The organism is Spirosoma fluviale (genome assembly GCF_900230225.1).
In the GTDB taxonomy this organism is placed as follows: Bacteria; Bacteroidota; Bacteroidia; order Cytophagales; family Spirosomataceae; genus Spirosoma; species Spirosoma fluviale.
Genome location: NZ_OCNH01000007.1, coordinates 233,249 through 249,164 on the forward strand (window position 1 = coordinate 233,249; position 15,916 = coordinate 249,164).

At 50.1% G+C, this 15,916-nt stretch carries 15 protein-coding genes; 7 read left to right on the top strand and 8 right to left on the bottom strand.

Annotated features, from left to right (window positions below; genetic code table 11):
• Positions 1 to 76 precede the first annotated feature (76 nt).
• The 3 genes from CRO74_RS27540 to CRO74_RS27555 all read right to left on the bottom strand — a co-directional run bounded on the left by CRO74_RS27540 (position 77) and on the right by CRO74_RS27555 (position 3,011).
• Positions 77 to 553: a hypothetical protein gene (locus CRO74_RS27540; protein WP_097130872.1), complete on the bottom strand. Its 477-nt coding sequence runs from the start codon at positions 551 to 553 to the stop codon at positions 77 to 79.
• A gap of 621 nt (positions 554 to 1,174) precedes the next feature.
• Positions 1,175 to 2,347 carry a tyrosine-type recombinase/integrase gene (locus CRO74_RS27550; RefSeq protein WP_097130874.1) on the bottom strand — a complete coding sequence of 391 codons (1,173 nt, stop codon included), beginning with the start codon at positions 2,345 to 2,347 and terminating at the stop codon, positions 1,175 to 1,177.
• Positions 2,348 to 2,441: 94 nt separating this feature from the next.
• A complete protein-coding gene (locus tag CRO74_RS27555) occupies positions 2,442 to 3,011 on the bottom strand; it encodes a GIY-YIG nuclease family protein (protein ID WP_097130876.1) in 570 nt (189 codons plus the stop codon).
• Between the two features lie 67 nt (positions 3,012 to 3,078).
• Between CRO74_RS27555 and CRO74_RS27560 the strand changes: the two genes are divergently transcribed.
• Entirely contained in the window at positions 3,079 to 3,327 is a 249-nt protein-coding gene (locus tag CRO74_RS27560; protein ID WP_097130878.1) for a helix-turn-helix domain-containing protein, read from the top strand.
• A gap of 121 nt (positions 3,328 to 3,448) precedes the next feature.
• Here CRO74_RS27560 and amaB read toward each other — a convergent pair whose 3' ends face one another.
• Complete coding sequence (amaB, locus tag CRO74_RS27565; protein WP_097130880.1) at positions 3,449 to 4,975, bottom strand: L-piperidine-6-carboxylate dehydrogenase; 1,527 nt, start codon at positions 4,973 to 4,975, stop codon at positions 3,449 to 3,451.
• Positions 4,976 to 5,114: 139 nt separating this feature from the next.
• Here amaB and CRO74_RS27570 point away from each other — a divergent pair, with 139 nt between their 5' ends.
• The 6 genes from CRO74_RS27570 to CRO74_RS27595 all read left to right on the top strand — a co-directional run bounded on the left by CRO74_RS27570 (position 5,115) and on the right by CRO74_RS27595 (position 12,467).
• Entirely contained in the window at positions 5,115 to 6,155 is a 1,041-nt protein-coding gene (locus CRO74_RS27570; protein ID WP_097130882.1) for a fasciclin domain-containing protein, read from the top strand.
• A gap of 183 nt (positions 6,156 to 6,338) precedes the next feature.
• Positions 6,339 to 6,893 (top strand): RNA polymerase sigma factor, encoded by a 555-nt coding sequence (locus tag CRO74_RS27575; RefSeq protein ID WP_097130884.1) that lies wholly within the window; start codon positions 6,339 to 6,341, stop codon positions 6,891 to 6,893.
• Positions 6,890 to 7,717, top strand: coding sequence for an anti-sigma factor (locus CRO74_RS27580; protein WP_097130887.1), 828 nt, complete (start codon positions 6,890 to 6,892; stop codon positions 7,715 to 7,717). Before CRO74_RS27575 ends, CRO74_RS27580 begins: the two co-directional genes overlap by 4 nt.
• A gap of 163 nt (positions 7,718 to 7,880) precedes the next feature.
• Positions 7,881 to 8,348: a peptide-methionine (R)-S-oxide reductase MsrB gene (gene msrB, locus CRO74_RS27585; RefSeq protein WP_097130889.1), complete on the top strand. Its 468-nt coding sequence runs from the start codon at positions 7,881 to 7,883 to the stop codon at positions 8,346 to 8,348.
• A gap of 288 nt (positions 8,349 to 8,636) precedes the next feature.
• Positions 8,637 to 11,204 (top strand): penicillin-binding protein 1A, encoded by a 2,568-nt coding sequence (locus CRO74_RS27590; protein ID WP_097130891.1) that lies wholly within the window; start codon positions 8,637 to 8,639, stop codon positions 11,202 to 11,204.
• A gap of 276 nt (positions 11,205 to 11,480) precedes the next feature.
• Positions 11,481 to 12,467: an alpha/beta fold hydrolase gene (locus CRO74_RS27595; RefSeq protein WP_097131150.1), complete on the top strand. Its 987-nt coding sequence runs from the start codon at positions 11,481 to 11,483 to the stop codon at positions 12,465 to 12,467.
• Positions 12,468 to 12,549: 82 nt separating this feature from the next.
• Here the strand turns inward: CRO74_RS27595 and CRO74_RS27600 are convergent, their stop codons facing one another.
• The 4 genes from CRO74_RS27600 to tsaD all read right to left on the bottom strand — a co-directional run bounded on the left by CRO74_RS27600 (position 12,550) and on the right by tsaD (position 15,801).
• A complete protein-coding gene (locus CRO74_RS27600) occupies positions 12,550 to 12,942 on the bottom strand; it encodes a VOC family protein (RefSeq protein WP_097130893.1) in 393 nt (130 codons plus the stop codon).
• Between the two features lie 76 nt (positions 12,943 to 13,018).
• Entirely contained in the window at positions 13,019 to 13,861 is an 843-nt protein-coding gene (locus CRO74_RS27605) for a hypothetical protein (RefSeq protein WP_097130895.1), read from the bottom strand.
• Positions 13,862 to 13,929: 68 nt separating this feature from the next.
• Positions 13,930 to 14,787: an MOSC domain-containing protein gene (locus CRO74_RS27610; RefSeq protein ID WP_097130897.1), complete on the bottom strand. Its 858-nt coding sequence runs from the start codon at positions 14,785 to 14,787 to the stop codon at positions 13,930 to 13,932.
• 15 nt (positions 14,788 to 14,802) lie between these two features.
• Positions 14,803 to 15,801 carry a tRNA (adenosine(37)-N6)-threonylcarbamoyltransferase complex transferase subunit TsaD gene (tsaD, locus tag CRO74_RS27615; protein WP_097130899.1) on the bottom strand — a complete coding sequence of 333 codons (999 nt, stop codon included), beginning with the start codon at positions 15,799 to 15,801 and terminating at the stop codon, positions 14,803 to 14,805.
• Positions 15,802 to 15,916: the final 115 nt, after the last annotated feature.

Genomic DNA, 15,916 nt, shown 5'->3' on the forward strand with positions numbered 1-15,916 from the left:
TAATTCTAATCTCTTTAGGTGGGTATTGGACAGAAATGTTTATTTGTGTTTTATTTTGTTTAAAAATGTACTATATTTAAGATAGCGTCTTGGCTATGGCGAACCCTATACCGATTCCGCTCACTAAGGCGCTGAACAACCAAAAAACAAATTGAGCCGTGGACATTTTCACTTCGTGTGTAGCTATTGGTTTTGCATTTTGGCTAGGACTGGTTTCTGGTTGGATTTGGGGGAAAACTTCAAAATCTTGACCTACATTGTTTCCGGAATTGTTATTACCAAAAATGGAATTATCAATCTTTACCAATGGATTTTTTAATTCAGCCTCACGCTTGGCTATTAACTCCCTCCATTTTTCGTACCCGCCGACTTCGATAGCATCATAGCCTTTGTCGGTCAAATCATACGTATTTGCACGGGGGACTATAAGCCCAAGTGCTTTCATTTTGCTAACTGCCTTCCTGTACAAATCAGGCGTATCGTTACTAATACCTATATAGCCACCTTCTGCAACATATATTAAGATTTCATCAATCTGTTCTGATAGGGTCATGTAAGTATATTTTTGATGTGGGTTTCATTTGATGCAACACCGTTCTACTCGCCCGCGCCAATCCTGATAGATGACTCTATTCCCTAAGAGACATAGAGCAACCGGACACGTAGCAAGTAGAGCAACACAAGACCGCTTAACGCCAACGTAGCATGTGAGAAGTGCCCTGTGAGATTTAGCTGGCATAGGCATTGCGTCGCGTAGCATGTTTGGGGGAACACCCAACATAATAAAGGGCGAAACTTCGCTTAATATTAATGCACTGATAGTCAGTGCGTTAATATTAATTGTTTGGCGCATATTCCCTAACTTTGCTGTAGTAACCTAAAGGTTAAAAAAAGTTTCTACAATCATAGGCAGATACACGAAGTTTTACAAATTATATGGCAAAAAAAGTTTCTGTTAATCAACTGGTTGAGCGAGTATGGGATATCGATGGATACCCGAACTACTTTTTTGGACATGATAAGCGGTTGTACCGTTTCGACTCGCGTGGACAGGTCAGGATGAACAAACGGATAATCATAGGCACAACACAAGGCTATGTCCTGAAAAGCAAATTTTTTAGTCTTGAACAACTCCGTGTCAGGCTCTTACGGCATAGACCACAGAAATTGCCCTCTACAGATCATCTAATGGACTTTTAAGTTTGCTGATCGTGTCGGCCGATACGTGCGTATAGCGCATGGTCGTCAGTATACTCTCATGCCCAAGCAATACCTGGATCTGGCGAATATCAGTGCCTGATTCCAATAAGTGCGTGGCGAAGCTGTGACGAAGCGTATGAATACCGCCTTTTTTCGTAATTCCCGCAAACCTTAGTACATCGCTATAAACCAGTTGAATCACCCGATTTTGTAGTAGCTCACCGTTTTCCGAACCTTCAAACAAGTAGACTTTCGGTTTATATTGAATCAGATACTCGTCTATAGCTACTTCCAGTTTACTAGTCAACATCACAATACGGTCTTTTTTGCCTTTACCAGCCCGAATGGTCACCAGCCTGCGTGTACGGTCAAGGTCGGTAATACGCAGATGAGCTACCTCGTTTAAACGTAAACCCGTGGCGTAAACCAGCATAAACAAAACCCGGTACTTTAAACTGGTCGTTGCTTCAAAAATGGCTCTCACTTCAGCCACGCTATAAACCGTAGGGAGTTTTACCGCCTGACGTGGGTAGGCTATATCATAGAACTCCTTCTCACGATGAAAAACCTTCTCACAAAAAAACTTGTAGGCGTTTATATGAACGTTCAGCGTAGAGCCACTCAGCCGTTTTTTTTCAACTAAAAACAACAGGTATTTTTGGTATTGAGCTTTGGTCAACGAATCAATTCCACCAGGCTCGAAATAGCGGATCAACACAATAAGAGCCTGCTTGTAGTTTTTGAATGTCTTTCGGCTGTAATTCTGTACATGCATCGCTGCCCAAAGAGCCAGGATAATGGGATGTTGATCATATTCTCTCAGGGGTGGAGCGTATTTGAAAGTTCTACACGCTTGCTCTTTTCCAACGGGTGGCCAGGTTGGATTTGTGGCTTGATCGAGCTCGGAAGAAGTGGCCGTTGGCTTATAGAGTCTAACCACCGCTTCATCAAAACGACAATACCCTTTGCCAAATAACTGACCTACTTTTATAACGCTCTCACGGGTGTTTGGTAGTAGCCAGCACCGACGCGAACGACTGAACCGGCGACCAGGGACTTGCCGAATGAGGTCGTTGGCAACCGGGTCTTCGGGAAACAAGACCGCCAGCAAGGATGTGTCTCGGTCATCAATGCGAATAGTGATCATACGAATACAGATATTTGACGTGATGAAGCAATTTCAGACACCAAAAGCCTGTATTCGTCACCACACAAGCCAGACTACCACAGGCTCTTGCCGATCATTTTGTAAAGAGCTGAATTTGTTTGGTTCGGCTGCTGATGCCTACGGCCAGATAGGTAGGCTTGGCCTGTAATACATGCCGCCCCGACACCACCAGCCCTTTAAAACGCCTGACCCAGGCTTCTACCTCGTCGGGCTTGTAATATTTTGCATTGCCGAACGAACTGGCCGGTTGCAGCTCAAAAGCCTCCCGAAGGCGCTCAAAAGCAACGGGGGTAATGTTGTACTTCAAGCAAATAAAGGGCTTGCTTAAGTTGCCGGGCACCGTAACGGACTTTATTTTGGGCACTCTGTTAAGAACTGGATCAAGCCGATCAATGGCTCCCTGCGCCAGCCGTTCCAGATCACTTTCCTCACAGGTGAAGTAACGAAACCGGACAAATTTTACCTCGTCTTTCCGGTGTTCCAATAAGCTGGCATACAGGTTCAGCGTCTGCCCGATATAAACGACTTCATTCCGGACATTAATTAAATAATAAACGCACGGCTGGGGCGAAAACAGCGCTGCGCTATCCAGAATTTGCCCTAAATCGAGCCCTTTTCGGGCGTTTTTTTCAATGATTTCCATGTCTTAAATATACTACAAACAATACTTATATACAACTAAAAATACATATATTTTTTACCTTTGTTTTATGGCTGGACGACGAGAAAAAAAGACCAATATTCAGGGAAAATGGCTCAAAGAAGCCCTGGCCGCACAGGAAGTGACGGTCTACCGGTTAGCAAAAGAATTGGGGTATAGCCGGGAAAAATTCTACCGGCATATTGGCAATAAAACCTACCTCAGCAGCGAATCGCTGGCCGAAATAGCCACTAAGTTCCCAACGATGAACATGCGCTATGTACTAACGGGGGAAGGAACACCAACGTTGGGAAAATAGTGGAGTAGGTGAAAGTGAGTGAAGTAAGTGAAGTAGGTGGAGTGAGTGAAAGTCGGTACTTACTACACCATTCCACCTACTTCACTCAATCCACTCACTCCACCTACTCCACTAAACCAAGCTACAACTCGAACGCAATACCCTGCGCGAGCGGCATGGTGGTGCCGTAGTTGATGGTATTGGTTTGTCGGCGCATGTAGGCTTTCCAGGCATCGGAACCCGACTCCCGACCACCGCCGGTTTCCTTTTCGCCCCCAAACGCACCGCCAATTTCTGCACCCGATGTACCAATGTTGACGTTGGCAATGCCGCAATCGGAGCCGGTAGCCGCCAGAAACTGCTCCGCTTCGCGCATGTTTAGAGTGAAAATAGAAGACGATAACCCCTGAGGCACATTATTTTGCTGACGGATGGCGTCTTCCAGCGTAGTGTATTTAAGCATGTACAGGATGGGTGCGAAGGTTTCACGCTGTACAACCGGCCAGCTATTTTCGGCTTCGGCAATGCACGGACGCACATAACAGCCCGATTCGAACCCTAATCCATCCAAAATACCTGGCTCTACAACAAAACGCCCGCCCTGCTCCCGAATCTCATTGACTGCGGCCTGATACTGCGCCACGGTTGCCATATCGATAACGGGGCCAACATGAAACGATTCGTCTAACGGGCTACCTATACGCAGCTGGGCGTAAGCGTTTTTAAGCCGACTTTTTACATCCTCATAAATGCTTTCCTGAACAATGATCCGGCGGGTGCTGGTGCATCTTTGCCCTGCCGTACCCACTGCGCCAAAGACAATGGCCGGAATGGCTAAGTCAAGGTCGGCGTGCTCCGAAACAATGATCGCATTATTGCCACCCAGTTCGAGCAAACTCTTACCCAGCCGACTGGCAACGGCTTCGGCAACGGCTTTCCCCATGCGGGTACTGCCCGTAGCCGATACAAGCGCAATACGTGGGTCACGAGCCAGCCATTCACCGGCTTCGCGGCCGCCGGTAACCAGGCACGACACACCTTCTGGTACATCGTTGTTGCGCAGCACATCGCCAATAATCTGCTGACAGGCCAGCGCTGTCAACGGTGTTTTTTCGGATGGCTTCCAGATGCACACATCGCCACAGACCCAGGCTAGCATGGCGTTCCAGGACCAGACCGCAACGGGGAAATTAAACGCTGAAATAATACCGACCACACCCAGCGGATGCCACTGTTCCAGCATCCGGTGCGCAGGCCGTTCGGAGTGCATGGACAACCCATAAAGCTGGCGCGACTGCCCAACGGCAAAGTCGCAGATGTCGATGATCTCCTGCACTTCGCCCAAACCCTCCTGTAGGGATTTGCCCATTTCGTAGCTTACCAGCGTACCTAGTTCGCGCTTATACCGCCGAAACTGCTCACCCATCTGCCGGACAATTTCGCCCCGGCGCGGTGCCGGAACCAATCGCCATTCGGCAAAAGCCGCTTGTGCGGTTTCAACGACACGGTCATAATCAGCACGGGTGGATAGATGAACACGGGCAATCAGTTGTCCATCAGCCGGCGAATAAGAATCAACGGTTTTAGCTTTATCAGCCTGCCAGAAGACCTGACCCGTACTGGTGCCCGGTTTAACAGGCTGGGTAGGCAGAGGAAGAATAGACTGCATAATCGTACAAAGTGGTTTGTTGTGATGGCGGCAAATCTACCCGCCTTTAGGCAAAGAATGCACATGGCCCGGCAAACTTTTTGTGGAAAAACCAGTTAAAACATGACATATAGTTAATACACTTATTCCCGACAACGTTATGAAAATCAAGCAAAGTTTTAGCCTTTTAGCGTTAGGAACAACGCTGCTGGCAGTACCCGTCTGGGCGCAGACAACACCCCCTGGAGCTGCCACATCAACTACGTATCCGCAGGGCGCTATAGCCACCGATTCTATGCCGACTAAACCCTCCCGCGATCAGAAACGAGCCATGAAGCGAAACAAAAGAGCGACCAACCAGAAAGCGGGCAGCACGGGCACAACCACCAATACCTCCTCGCAGGATGCTGCTTACCGGGAAAGCTCATCTAGTGTCGGGACGGCGGTGAACAACAGTAACACTACCAATTACAATAGCAACAACGTTACCAATGCCCCCACCGGTGCAGGCAGTAATCCGAATGCAATGGGAGCCTCTAACCCATCGACTACCCCAGCCGACCAGGTCAGTAACGGACAAAACAACAGCGCGGCACGCAGTTCGTCGAGCAGTGCAGGAGCGGCCTATTCGCCCAACACGGGGGCTACGGATTCCAACGCGGGTACAGCGGCTGCCGTATCGGGCGAAAAAAACAGTAAAGAGCCCGCTGTCAAAGCTGGTAGTACCGAACGGAACACGAGCATTGGAGACTTTGTGGCGTCGTCGCCTAATTTCATCACGCTTCAAAATGCGCTTCAATCGGCCAACTTATGGGACGTTTTGAAAGGATCAGGCCCTTACACCATCTTTGCGCCAACCAACAACGCCTTCAAAAAACTATCCTCAACGGCGCAGGGAGCACTCCTGGATGGCAGTAATCGGGACGCCTTAAAGCAACTTCTCTCCTACCATGTTGTAGATGGTTCACTAAGTGTGGAAGAGTTGGGTCGCCAGGCTAAAGCCGGAAACGGAAAAGCGCAGCTCAAAACATTGGCGGGCTCTACATTGACTGTACAGGAATCCAACGGCCGCCTGACGATTACGGACGAGCAGGGACACACGGCCACCGTGGAAGAGGCTGGCCAGCGGCAATCGAACGGCATGGTTTACGGGATTAACAACGTATTGATGCCTAAATCGGGTGCCGAAGCCTTCAAGTAAAACCAGCTGATTGACCATAGGAACCTGATGAGAACGCTCAATTATAAAGCGAACGCTCTTATCAGGTTCTTTCATAACCGTATACCAGTTATGGTTTGACTCTACGAACGTTTCACTTTATCGGGAAGGTATCGTTCATTTTTTGAAATTCTGTATATATTTGGCTCAATTAACACTCCCCTCGTGAAACGCCAATCTTCTCTAGTTTCGGAAAGTGTCCTGATTGAAAAGCTTACCCAGCGCGATCAGCAGGCTTTCCAATGGCTCTACGATCAATACTCACCAGCTCTGTATGGTGTTGTGCTGCGCATCGTTCGCGATGATGAGCAGGCCGCCGATCTCCTGCAGGACATCTTCGTCAAAATCTGGAAAAATCTGGACGCCTACGACGCCAGCAAAGGTCGTTTGTTTACCTGGATGCTGAACATCGCCCGAAATACAGCCATTGATTCCTTGCGCTCCCGTAAAACGCAACCCTTTGCGGCAATCCGAACCGACGAAGACAACGTACATATTGTTGACCGCCAGCACAACACGGAGCAACCCAATCCGGATCATATTGGCGTTAAAGAAGTGGTTGGCCAGTTAAGACCGGAGCGAAAACAGCTAATTGACCTCGTTTATTTTGGCGGATACACACACGAAGAGGCCGCCGAAGAACTGAATCTACCGCTAGGTACGGTGAAAACCCGTGTACGGGCTGCATTGCAGGAATTAAAGCAACTATTCAAATCATGAACGTCACAGAATACATAGCGTCTGGTATCTTAGAGTCTTACGTCATGGGTGCGGTGAGCGACCAGGAACGACGCGAGGTCGAGTGCCTGTCTTCTATATATCCTGACATACGGCACGAACTTGACCAGTTGTCCGAAGTTCTGGAAGACTACGCCCTTTCGCATAGTGTGGAACCACCCGCGTCGTTGCGGTCGAAGATCCTGAGCCAGTTAGAGTTTAAAGAGCCAGAAAAACCGGAAACGATTGTCCGGCCTTTGCCTGTCGATACGACGCCAACAACAACGGGTCTCGCCTTTCGGATGTCGTGGGTCGTAGCGGCTTCTATGGGGCTGTTGCTGCTGCTCTTTTCCTTCTTTCTGCTCTCACAACTACGCTCAAACCAGCGAACACTGGCTTCTTTACGAACCAGTAATGACCGGATGCAGGCCGAAGTTCGCCAATTGAGGGAAAAGAAAACCCAGGCCGATCAGTTACTGGCGCTGGTTCGTCAGCCGGGTACCCGAACCCTGAAACTTCAGGGTAATGAAAAAGCCCCGAATGGCAACATGCTCATCTTCTGGAATAGCAACACACAGCAGCTAGCCGTTCAGGTACAGTCAATGCCCCCTCTGCCCGCCGACAAACAGTACCAGCTCTGGTCGATGGTTGATGGAAAACCCGTTGATGCCGGGGTATTCGATGGCTCTACGTCGTCCGATCAGGTCCAGCGCTTGAACCGGCAGGTCGGGCGGGCCGACGCGTTTGCCGTAACCATCGAGAAACGGGGTGGCAGTCCTACACCCACGCTCTCAACCTTACTGGCTATGGCACCGGTCAATGCCTGAACGTAGCCCTTCCTTTTTGCGTTATTACTGCGTTAAGCGTCTGAGAAATCCGTTTATTATCAATCGATTCACCTCATCGGCTGGAGGTTTTCATGTAAAAAAACCGGCAGCATACGCCTATTTCGTCTCGATCCTTTTATCAGCATTCCTACTAAAAAACGTCATGAAACTTGCCCTGATTTTCATTTTAAGCAGTTGCCTGTTCGTAAGTCTGGCCTTTACGTCCGACGATACCCCTCCTCGCCGTGTCGTGAAAACCGACGCTGAGTGGAAGAAGATTCTTACGCCCAGCCAGTATGCCGTTCTGCGTGAACACGGTACCGAACGGGCTTTTACCAGCCCACTCAACGACATCCATGACCACGGTACCTTCTACTGCGCCGGTTGCCATACGCCATTGTTCTCTTCCGCGACCAAGTTTGATTCGGGAACGGGCTGGCCTAGCTTTTACGCGCCGATTTCTAAAACGGCTGTAAAGGAAAATGTGGACAAAAGCTACGGTATGGTGCGTACGGAAGTTGTCTGCAACGTTTGCGGTGGTCATCTGGGCCACGTCTTTGAGGATGGTCCTAAACCTACTGGCCTTCGGTACTGCATGAATGGTGTAGCGATGACCTTCGAGAAGAAGTAAGAAATCGCGTAGATCGATGACAAGGCTACCTAAAACCTGTTTTGAAACAAATAGCGGATAGCCCCAAAAAATAACTTCTTAGAAACCAACCGGGTCGTGTAAGTGACCCGGTTTTTGTGTATAAGATCGGGCGAAAATACGTTATATTTGAACCCCGGTCTGGATTGACCCGGTCGTAATAGACCGGGTCTGCATGGGCCTGATCTTAACAGACCCGCGTCTGGACAGATTCGTCCCGGAGGAACAGTGCCCGGATCCAACTAAATAAGTTTCTTGGATTTTTAACGCATGAGTCAATATAGGGAGCGATTCCGCGCTGTCAGGCACGCTTTTGGCGCATTTCGACAACGTCAAAAATTAACTGGCAATGTCAGACGCAGAGTCGGCCGCCATATCGCACGAGTTGCAGGCGAAGAGCGCGTCAATGCATGGGTCAACACGTATCATACGTATCGTAACCAGTTCCGTTCGTTCGTTCATCGGTATATCGACCCCGATTCCTGGTATTATCCTTATATTAAAAATACAGTCAAAGGGGGACTCGTGGCCTTGCTGGCCCTGGGCATGTACGTATTCGTACTGAATTACAACTTCCTGTATTTGACGGGTGCCATGCCCAGCGTTGAGGAACTAAGTAATCCGAAGCTGAACCAATCGTCAGAGATCTATTCGCAGGATGGCGTGATGATCGGTAAGTTCTACGCCGAAAATCGGACGCCCATTAAATACGAAAACATTCCCAAACAGCTGATCAACGCGCTGGTTGCTACGGAAGATGCCCGTTTCTACGACCACGGTGGCGTTGATCCCCGCGCTATTGGCCGGGCAGTAATCAGTTTCGGCCGCGAAGGGGGCGGTTCAACCATCACGCAGCAATTAGCCAAAAATCTTTTTAAAACCCGCCGAAAAACCAATACCGGCCTGTTAACCCGCATTCCATTCATTCGGAAGGTCATCTACAAATCGAAAGAGTGGCTGATGGCACTCAAGCTGGAACGTAACTTTTCGAAGGAAGAAATTATCACTTACTACTTCAATACCGTCGACTTTGGCAGCAACGCCTTTGGGTTGAAAACAGCCGCCCGTACTTTTTTCAACAAAGCCCCCGACAGTCTGAACGTACAGGAAGGAGCGGTACTGGTTGGCCTGCAAAAAGCGACCACCAACTACAACCCGCTCAAAAACCCCAAGCGCTCCCGCGAACGCCGGAACATTGTACTGGCACAGATGGCTAAGTATGACTTCCTGACCAAACCCCAAGCCGACTCCATCAGCGCACTCCCCTTAGAAACAGAATTCACACCAGAGAATCCCTACTCAGGACCAGCCAGTTACCTTAAAAATGCCGTTCAGGACTATGTAAAGAAATGGGGTGAGGAAAACGGCTACGACCTGTATACCGATGGATTGCGCATTATCACAACCATCGACTCCCGGATGCAGACCTATGCCGAAACCGCTACCAGTGAGAAGATGAAGCAACTCCAGCGGACCTTCGATAACCACTGGCAGGGCCGTAATCCGTGGACCGACGAAAAGGGGGTTGAACTGCCCGGCTTCATTGACTCCGTAGCCCGACGGACAGAACGGTATAAATCCCTGAGCCGCCGGTTTATGCCGCTCTACCCGGATTCCATTATGTACTACATGAAAAACGTGAAGTACAAAATGCGGGTGTTTAGCTGGACGAGCAAACGGGGCTATGATTCCGTTGAAATGACTCCTTACGATTCCATTGCCTATTACAAGCACTTTCTGCAGGCGGGTATGGTAGCAATGGACCCGCGTACGGGCTACATACGCGCCTGGGTGGGCGGCCTGGATTACGACTACTTCAAATACGACCACGTGAAGCAGGGCAGACGCCAACCGGGGTCAACCTTCAAGCCTTTCGTCTATACGACCGCCATTGATGATACGCTCATTAACCTCAGTCCCTGCGACCGCATTCAGGACAGGCCTTTCCGAAAAGAGTATCGGGAAAATGGCCAGGATAAAATGTGGGAACCCCGTAACTCAACCGGTTATTATTCGTATTCGAACATGACCCTGCGCCGGGCCATGGCGCGTTCAGTAAACTCCATAACGGCACAATTAACCGACCGGGTTACCCCGGAGCTGGTGGCGCAATATGCCCACCGGATGGGTATAAAAAGTCGGCTGGAAGCCGTACCCTCCATTGGGCTGGGCTCTTCGGATGTGTCGCTCTATGAACTGGTGGGAGCTTATTGCACCTTTGTCAACGATGGCGAATCTACCGAGCCCATTATTGTTCAGCGCATTGAAGACCGAGATGGGAACGTTATCGAAACGTTCACGAGCCAGCACAAACGGGCCATAAGTCCGGAAACGGCCTTTTTAATGCGCTACATGCTACAGGGTGGTTTGCAGGAACCGGGCGGTACGTCTCAGAACCTGTGGTCGTTCGACCTGTTCAAGAATAAGAATGAAATGGGTGGTAAAACCGGTACGACATCCAATAACTCCGATGGCTGGTTCGTCGGTGTATCCAACAATCTGGTTGTGGGGGCCTGGGTGGGTGGCGATGACCGGAGTATTCACTTCCGCTCTACCGATCTTGGTGAAGGTGCCAAAACAGCCCTGCCAATAGTGGGCAGTTTTTTGGAAAAAGTGTACCGGGACCCAAAATTCAAGAACCTGCAAAGTCCATTTCCGAAGGCCAATGGCATCACTAAAGAGTATCTCAACTGCGGCTACTCCGGTGATGAAGATACGTCCACTGAATCGGATTCGACCGATGTACCGGGCGTTGAAACGGACTCGACCTTCTCGCCAACAGCTCCGGCTCCCGATCCTGTAGCTCCACCCGATACAACAAAAAGCGGTCAACCGTGATCTAAACGTCAATATGCGACTAAAACGATAAGATGTTAACTAATTGACTAGCTGACATCCTATCGTTTTAGTCGCTTCTGTTTTCAATCTGATCTTATAACAATTTACCGGGTTAAGCAGTCATTTATACACAGACCTTAATCAGCGGGAAAGCATACGCAATAAAACTAACCGGCTGACTCCGTGTCAGAATCTGCCCTACTTACTGATTAAAGATGTATAGGCTAAACCATTTTAGCCATTTATGTGGAGTTCGTTAGCTGCACCATTGGTATTATGAAATTAGTTAAACGTATTCTTAGCTGGACCGCTCTTACGGTATTGATACTCGTCGTTGGCGGCTTAGTCATTGCCTGGTTCGTTGATTCCCGCCAGTCGGACAAGGAACTGGCTGATGAATTTAAAGGCCAGCGTATCCAGCCAACGGTGCATTATTATCAGGTTAGCAGCGGGCATGCCACCGGCGTTAAACATGACGACGCCCCCCGAACCATTCGATTTATAGAAACACCGGCCACTCCGGCTGATTCGACATTGCCGGTAGTGATTTTTGTCCACGGAGCGCCTAGTTCACTATCCTTTTTCAACGCGTTCTTTAAAGATACTACCCTGCTCAACCGGGCTCGTCTGGTGGCCGTCGACCGGCCGGGCTACGGCTACTCCGATTACGGGCGCGTGGAAACATCCATTATCCGGCAGGCTCAATTGCTGCAACCACTCATCGACCGATACAAAAACGCGCCTTACCTCATGATCGTCGGTTCATCCTACGGCGGCTCGGTATCGGCACGTCTGGCGATGAACAATCCGGACTACGTTGATCATGTGGTGTTTGTTTCCTCCGCCCTCGGGCCGGGTCTCGAACGGACGTATCCCATCAGCTACTTTGCCGATAGTCCGCTTATTCACTGGGGCGTGCCGCCACTGCTTCGGCTGGCCAATGACGAAAAACTGGCGCACCGGCGGGCGCTGGAAGCCATTTTGCCCGACTGGCCAAAGGTCCGGGCCAACATTACCATGCTACACGGCCAGCGGGACGAACTGGTTTACCCAACCAATGTTTCGTTTGCCCAGAACCATCTGGTCAACGCACGGGTAAAACAGTTTCTGCTGCCCGAAAACCGGCACGACATCGTCTTTAATAAACGGGAGTACATGACCGAAATCATCCTGAATATCCTGACCCAACGGGATGTTAAAGAGACGGTTTCCGCCAAATCGATCGCCGTAAAGACAAAATCGAACGACACCGACCGACTATAAACGTACCCACGGTCTTTAGCCCGTGTACTGCCCTACGTATGTTAATAAAACGCATACAAAAGTTCGTGAATACACCATCAACTCACGCCACAATCTCAATCCGGTTTTCTTCCGGGTCAAGGATCACACTCTCGTAGTAGCCGTCACCCGTTCGGCGGGGTTCGCCCACAACGGCGAACCCATCGGTTCGTAGCCGGTTAGTGAGCGCGTCGACCGCAGCTTCACTTCCTGCTGATAAAGCAAAGTGAATGATTCCGGTAAATTGCGCGAGGGCGTTGTTCTGTGAATCCGGAATACCCGCCATTTGCATGATCTCCAGACGCGCCCCACCCGCCGGGAATGTGAGAAAATACGAAGAAAATCCCTTTACCGTATTGACGTATTTATCGTTGGACGAAGCGGCAAAATACGTTTCGTAGAATGTCCGCATTTTCTCCAGGTCGCGGACCCAGATGGCCAGGTGTTCGATTTTCATGGCGCAAAGATTTACCTATTTCAGGACACTTGCTACACTTCTGTTACCCAAACTAAGTTTGCCAGTCACCGATTGATTATAAAACCAGAACAGGCATCCAGAAAACACTATCGCCAAGCCAACGGTATCGTTCATGCTTGAGAAAGTAAGCCGGATACCGCTGAATACCGTATAGCGTCAGGCTCATTAGGGAAAGCATCAGCGCCGACCGTTGGGCAAATCGATCGGAAGTAAAAAAGCAAATGGCGAAGGCGGATAGAACAACCCCTAAAGTCAGCCAGCGTATAATTGATCCGCAGTTTTCCAGTCCCCAGGCCGTTGCCAGCGAAAACAGCGGTTGCTCCGGCGTTTGTAACTGCTCCATCACGGCAAAAAGTAAAAGATTCTGAAATGCTATTCCCAGAAACATCAGTCCTTCAACCACATCAACAGAGGTGATCGAAGGCCGCTGCACCCAAATGCTGCCCCACACCCCCGCCGTGTATAGGATGGCCACCAGAGGCTCTTTGAGCAGCAAAGCCGGGTGACGGGTCGGTAAACGAAATACGACGCCGACGTAAATAGCGCAGATAACGCCCACGACAACCCCGAACCGAATTACGCTTTCGGGTAGGAAAAACGTCAGAACAAGCGCCAACAGAGCGGCTACGACGACAGTTCGCCAAAGGAGTGGTGCCCGTTGCTGATGAAACGCGTGACGCGCCGTGAGAGGCTGGCTGGACGCGTCGATGCGATTCTTTCTTACATCGAGCAGGCGGTCGACGGTATAAATGATGAAAACAACCAGGCCGAGTACAATCGGTGTAGCCCAATGTACCGGATCAACGTCCGACAGTCGGGCCGCCATCCGATTAGATAACACCGCCCCGATCACGACCGGAAAACTCAGGTAATACAGGCTACGTAAAAGCGTAAGCAAAAGATATTCGTTAAAAATTAAGTCTAGAACCAACAGGAATGGACAGGGTTTTGAAAGTCGGCTTAAACCTAAACCGGCGGAGCCAGCCACGGTTCCTGCCGCTCGACTACCTCGATCGCTTGGCCAACCCGTAAAAAAACCGATTCGCCTGTTAGGTTCGTCAGTACGTTCTGCCCAAACAGGATTTTGTGTTTCCATTGGCGATAGGTCGCCAGGGTGCGCAGGGGCTCTCTACCCGTCTGGCCCGTTTTGGGATCAATGGTCGTCAGCACGCAACGGGCGCAGGGCTTAACGCCATAGAAATCCGTCTCCCCAATGCGGAACTGACTCCAGGCGTCCTCTTCGTAAGGCAAACTGCCGTCAACCACAATATTTGGTCGAAAACGCTGCATCGTTATGGGTTCGGCGAGTCGTTGATTCAGCGTATCGAGCGAAGCCTGACCAATGAGCAGATAGGGATAGCCATCGGCAAAACTAACCGCGTCCTGCTGCCGGGCATACGCCGGATCGACCGGGCGATGGGTCGTTTCGGGCATAAACACCAGTCGGCAGGGTTTGTCAAGAACGCCCGAAAACCAGCGATCGGCTTCGTCGCTTACCGTCAGGGCTGGTACATCTTTATCATCCCAGATCGTGACATGTAGCGTCTCCCGGTCTTCTACCGATTCCACCTCAGGCACGGTCATGGGCAGTTCAAGGACATTGTCGGGGTGGTGCCGATGCCAGACGCGCAGCGTATCGCCCTGAATGGCTACGTCGAGCAGCGCCATTTGATGGTTGGTGCGTTGGGTCATGAAAGTTCCATCCGGTTCAACGAGCATGAACCGCCGGTCGTGGCGAAAGCCTTTTCCGTCGACAATCGCTTCGGTCAGCGAAATACCACCTAATGACTTGATGGGGTAAATGTATAGTTCTGAGATCGTCATGGTCTTTTTACAAATCTACATGCTCATTCGTGGCAGCGGGCTCACGGTTTGGGGTGTAAAATCGCCCTGCTCGTATTTGAATTTTGCGGCCATCGCAATCATGGCTGCATTATCGGTGCAGTACTCAAACTGGGGAATGTAGATGTTCCAACCCTGCTCTTCACCAAGTTTCGTCAGTGCCGTTCGCAGGCCACTATTCGCCGATACACCGCCAGCCACCGCTATTTCGGTAATTCCCGTTTCGCGGGCGGCCCGCTTCAGCTTAGCCAGTAGCATTTGCACTAAGGTGTGTTGAATACTGGCGCAAATATCGGCCAGATGCTCGTTAATGAATTCGGGATTGACTCTCATATTATCCCGCAGGAAATACATGATAGCCGTTTTAATCCCACTGAACGAGAAATCCAGATTGGGCATTTCGCTCATCGGAAACTTATAGGCCAGGGGGTTACCCTCTTTGGCATACTTATCAATCAACGGCCCTCCGGGGTAGGGCAAGCCCAGTAATTTTGCCGATTTGTCGAAGGCCTCCCCCACAGCATCGTCCAGCGTTTGCCCCATAACGGTCATGTCGAGGGGTGTGTCGATGCGAACGATCTGCGTGTGGCCCCCACTCACCGTCAGGCACAGAAACGGGAAGGTCGGCTGGCGCGTTTCAATGAAATGCGCCAATACGTGCGCCTGCATGTGATTGACTTCAATAAGCGGGACATTCAGACCCAGGGCCAGAGCTTTGGCAAAGGACGTTCCAACCAGCAAAGAACCCAGCAAACCGGGTCCTCGGGTAAACGCAATGGCCGATAACTCACTTTTTGGTAGATTTGCGTCGGCTAATGCCCGCTCAACAACCGGCAAAATGTGTTGCTGGTGCGCCCTTGAGGCTAATTCTGGGACAACTCCTCCGAATTGTTCATGAATTAACTGGGTGGCAATTACGTTCGATAGTATATGCCCGTTGACTAACACAGCCGCCGACGTTTCGTCGCAGGAAGACTCAATGGCTAAAATATTCACTGTACAAAACTAATGGATAATGATTTCTACAAAAAGAACAATGCAAGTTGTGACTAAACCGTTCACTCGTTTATAGTGTCTAAGGTGTAGTCAATTTTCGTTATTTGTTGTAGAT

Coding starts and splice junctions, on each gene's coding strand:
- CRO74_RS27540 (WP_097130872.1), bottom strand. CDS start 553: ATGACCCTATCAGAACAGATTGATGAAATCTTAATATATGTTGCAGAA.
- CRO74_RS27550 (WP_097130874.1), bottom strand. CDS start 2,347: ATGATCACTATTCGCATTGATGACCGAGACACATCCTTGCTGGCGGTC.
- CRO74_RS27555 (WP_097130876.1), bottom strand. CDS start 3,011: ATGGAAATCATTGAAAAAAACGCCCGAAAAGGGCTCGATTTAGGGCAA.
- CRO74_RS27560 (WP_097130878.1), top strand. CDS start 3,079: ATGGCTGGACGACGAGAAAAAAAGACCAATATTCAGGGAAAATGGCTC.
- amaB (WP_097130880.1), bottom strand. CDS start 4,975: ATGCAGTCTATTCTTCCTCTGCCTACCCAGCCTGTTAAACCGGGCACC.
- CRO74_RS27570 (WP_097130882.1), top strand. CDS start 5,115: ATGAAAATCAAGCAAAGTTTTAGCCTTTTAGCGTTAGGAACAACGCTG.
- CRO74_RS27580 (WP_097130887.1), top strand. CDS start 6,890: ATGAACGTCACAGAATACATAGCGTCTGGTATCTTAGAGTCTTACGTC.
- msrB (WP_097130889.1), top strand. CDS start 7,881: ATGAAACTTGCCCTGATTTTCATTTTAAGCAGTTGCCTGTTCGTAAGT.
- CRO74_RS27590 (WP_097130891.1), top strand. CDS start 8,637: ATGAGTCAATATAGGGAGCGATTCCGCGCTGTCAGGCACGCTTTTGGC.
- CRO74_RS27595 (WP_097131150.1), top strand. CDS start 11,481: ATGAAATTAGTTAAACGTATTCTTAGCTGGACCGCTCTTACGGTATTG.
- CRO74_RS27600 (WP_097130893.1), bottom strand. CDS start 12,942: ATGAAAATCGAACACCTGGCCATCTGGGTCCGCGACCTGGAGAAAATG.
- CRO74_RS27610 (WP_097130897.1), bottom strand. CDS start 14,787: ATGACGATCTCAGAACTATACATTTACCCCATCAAGTCATTAGGTGGT.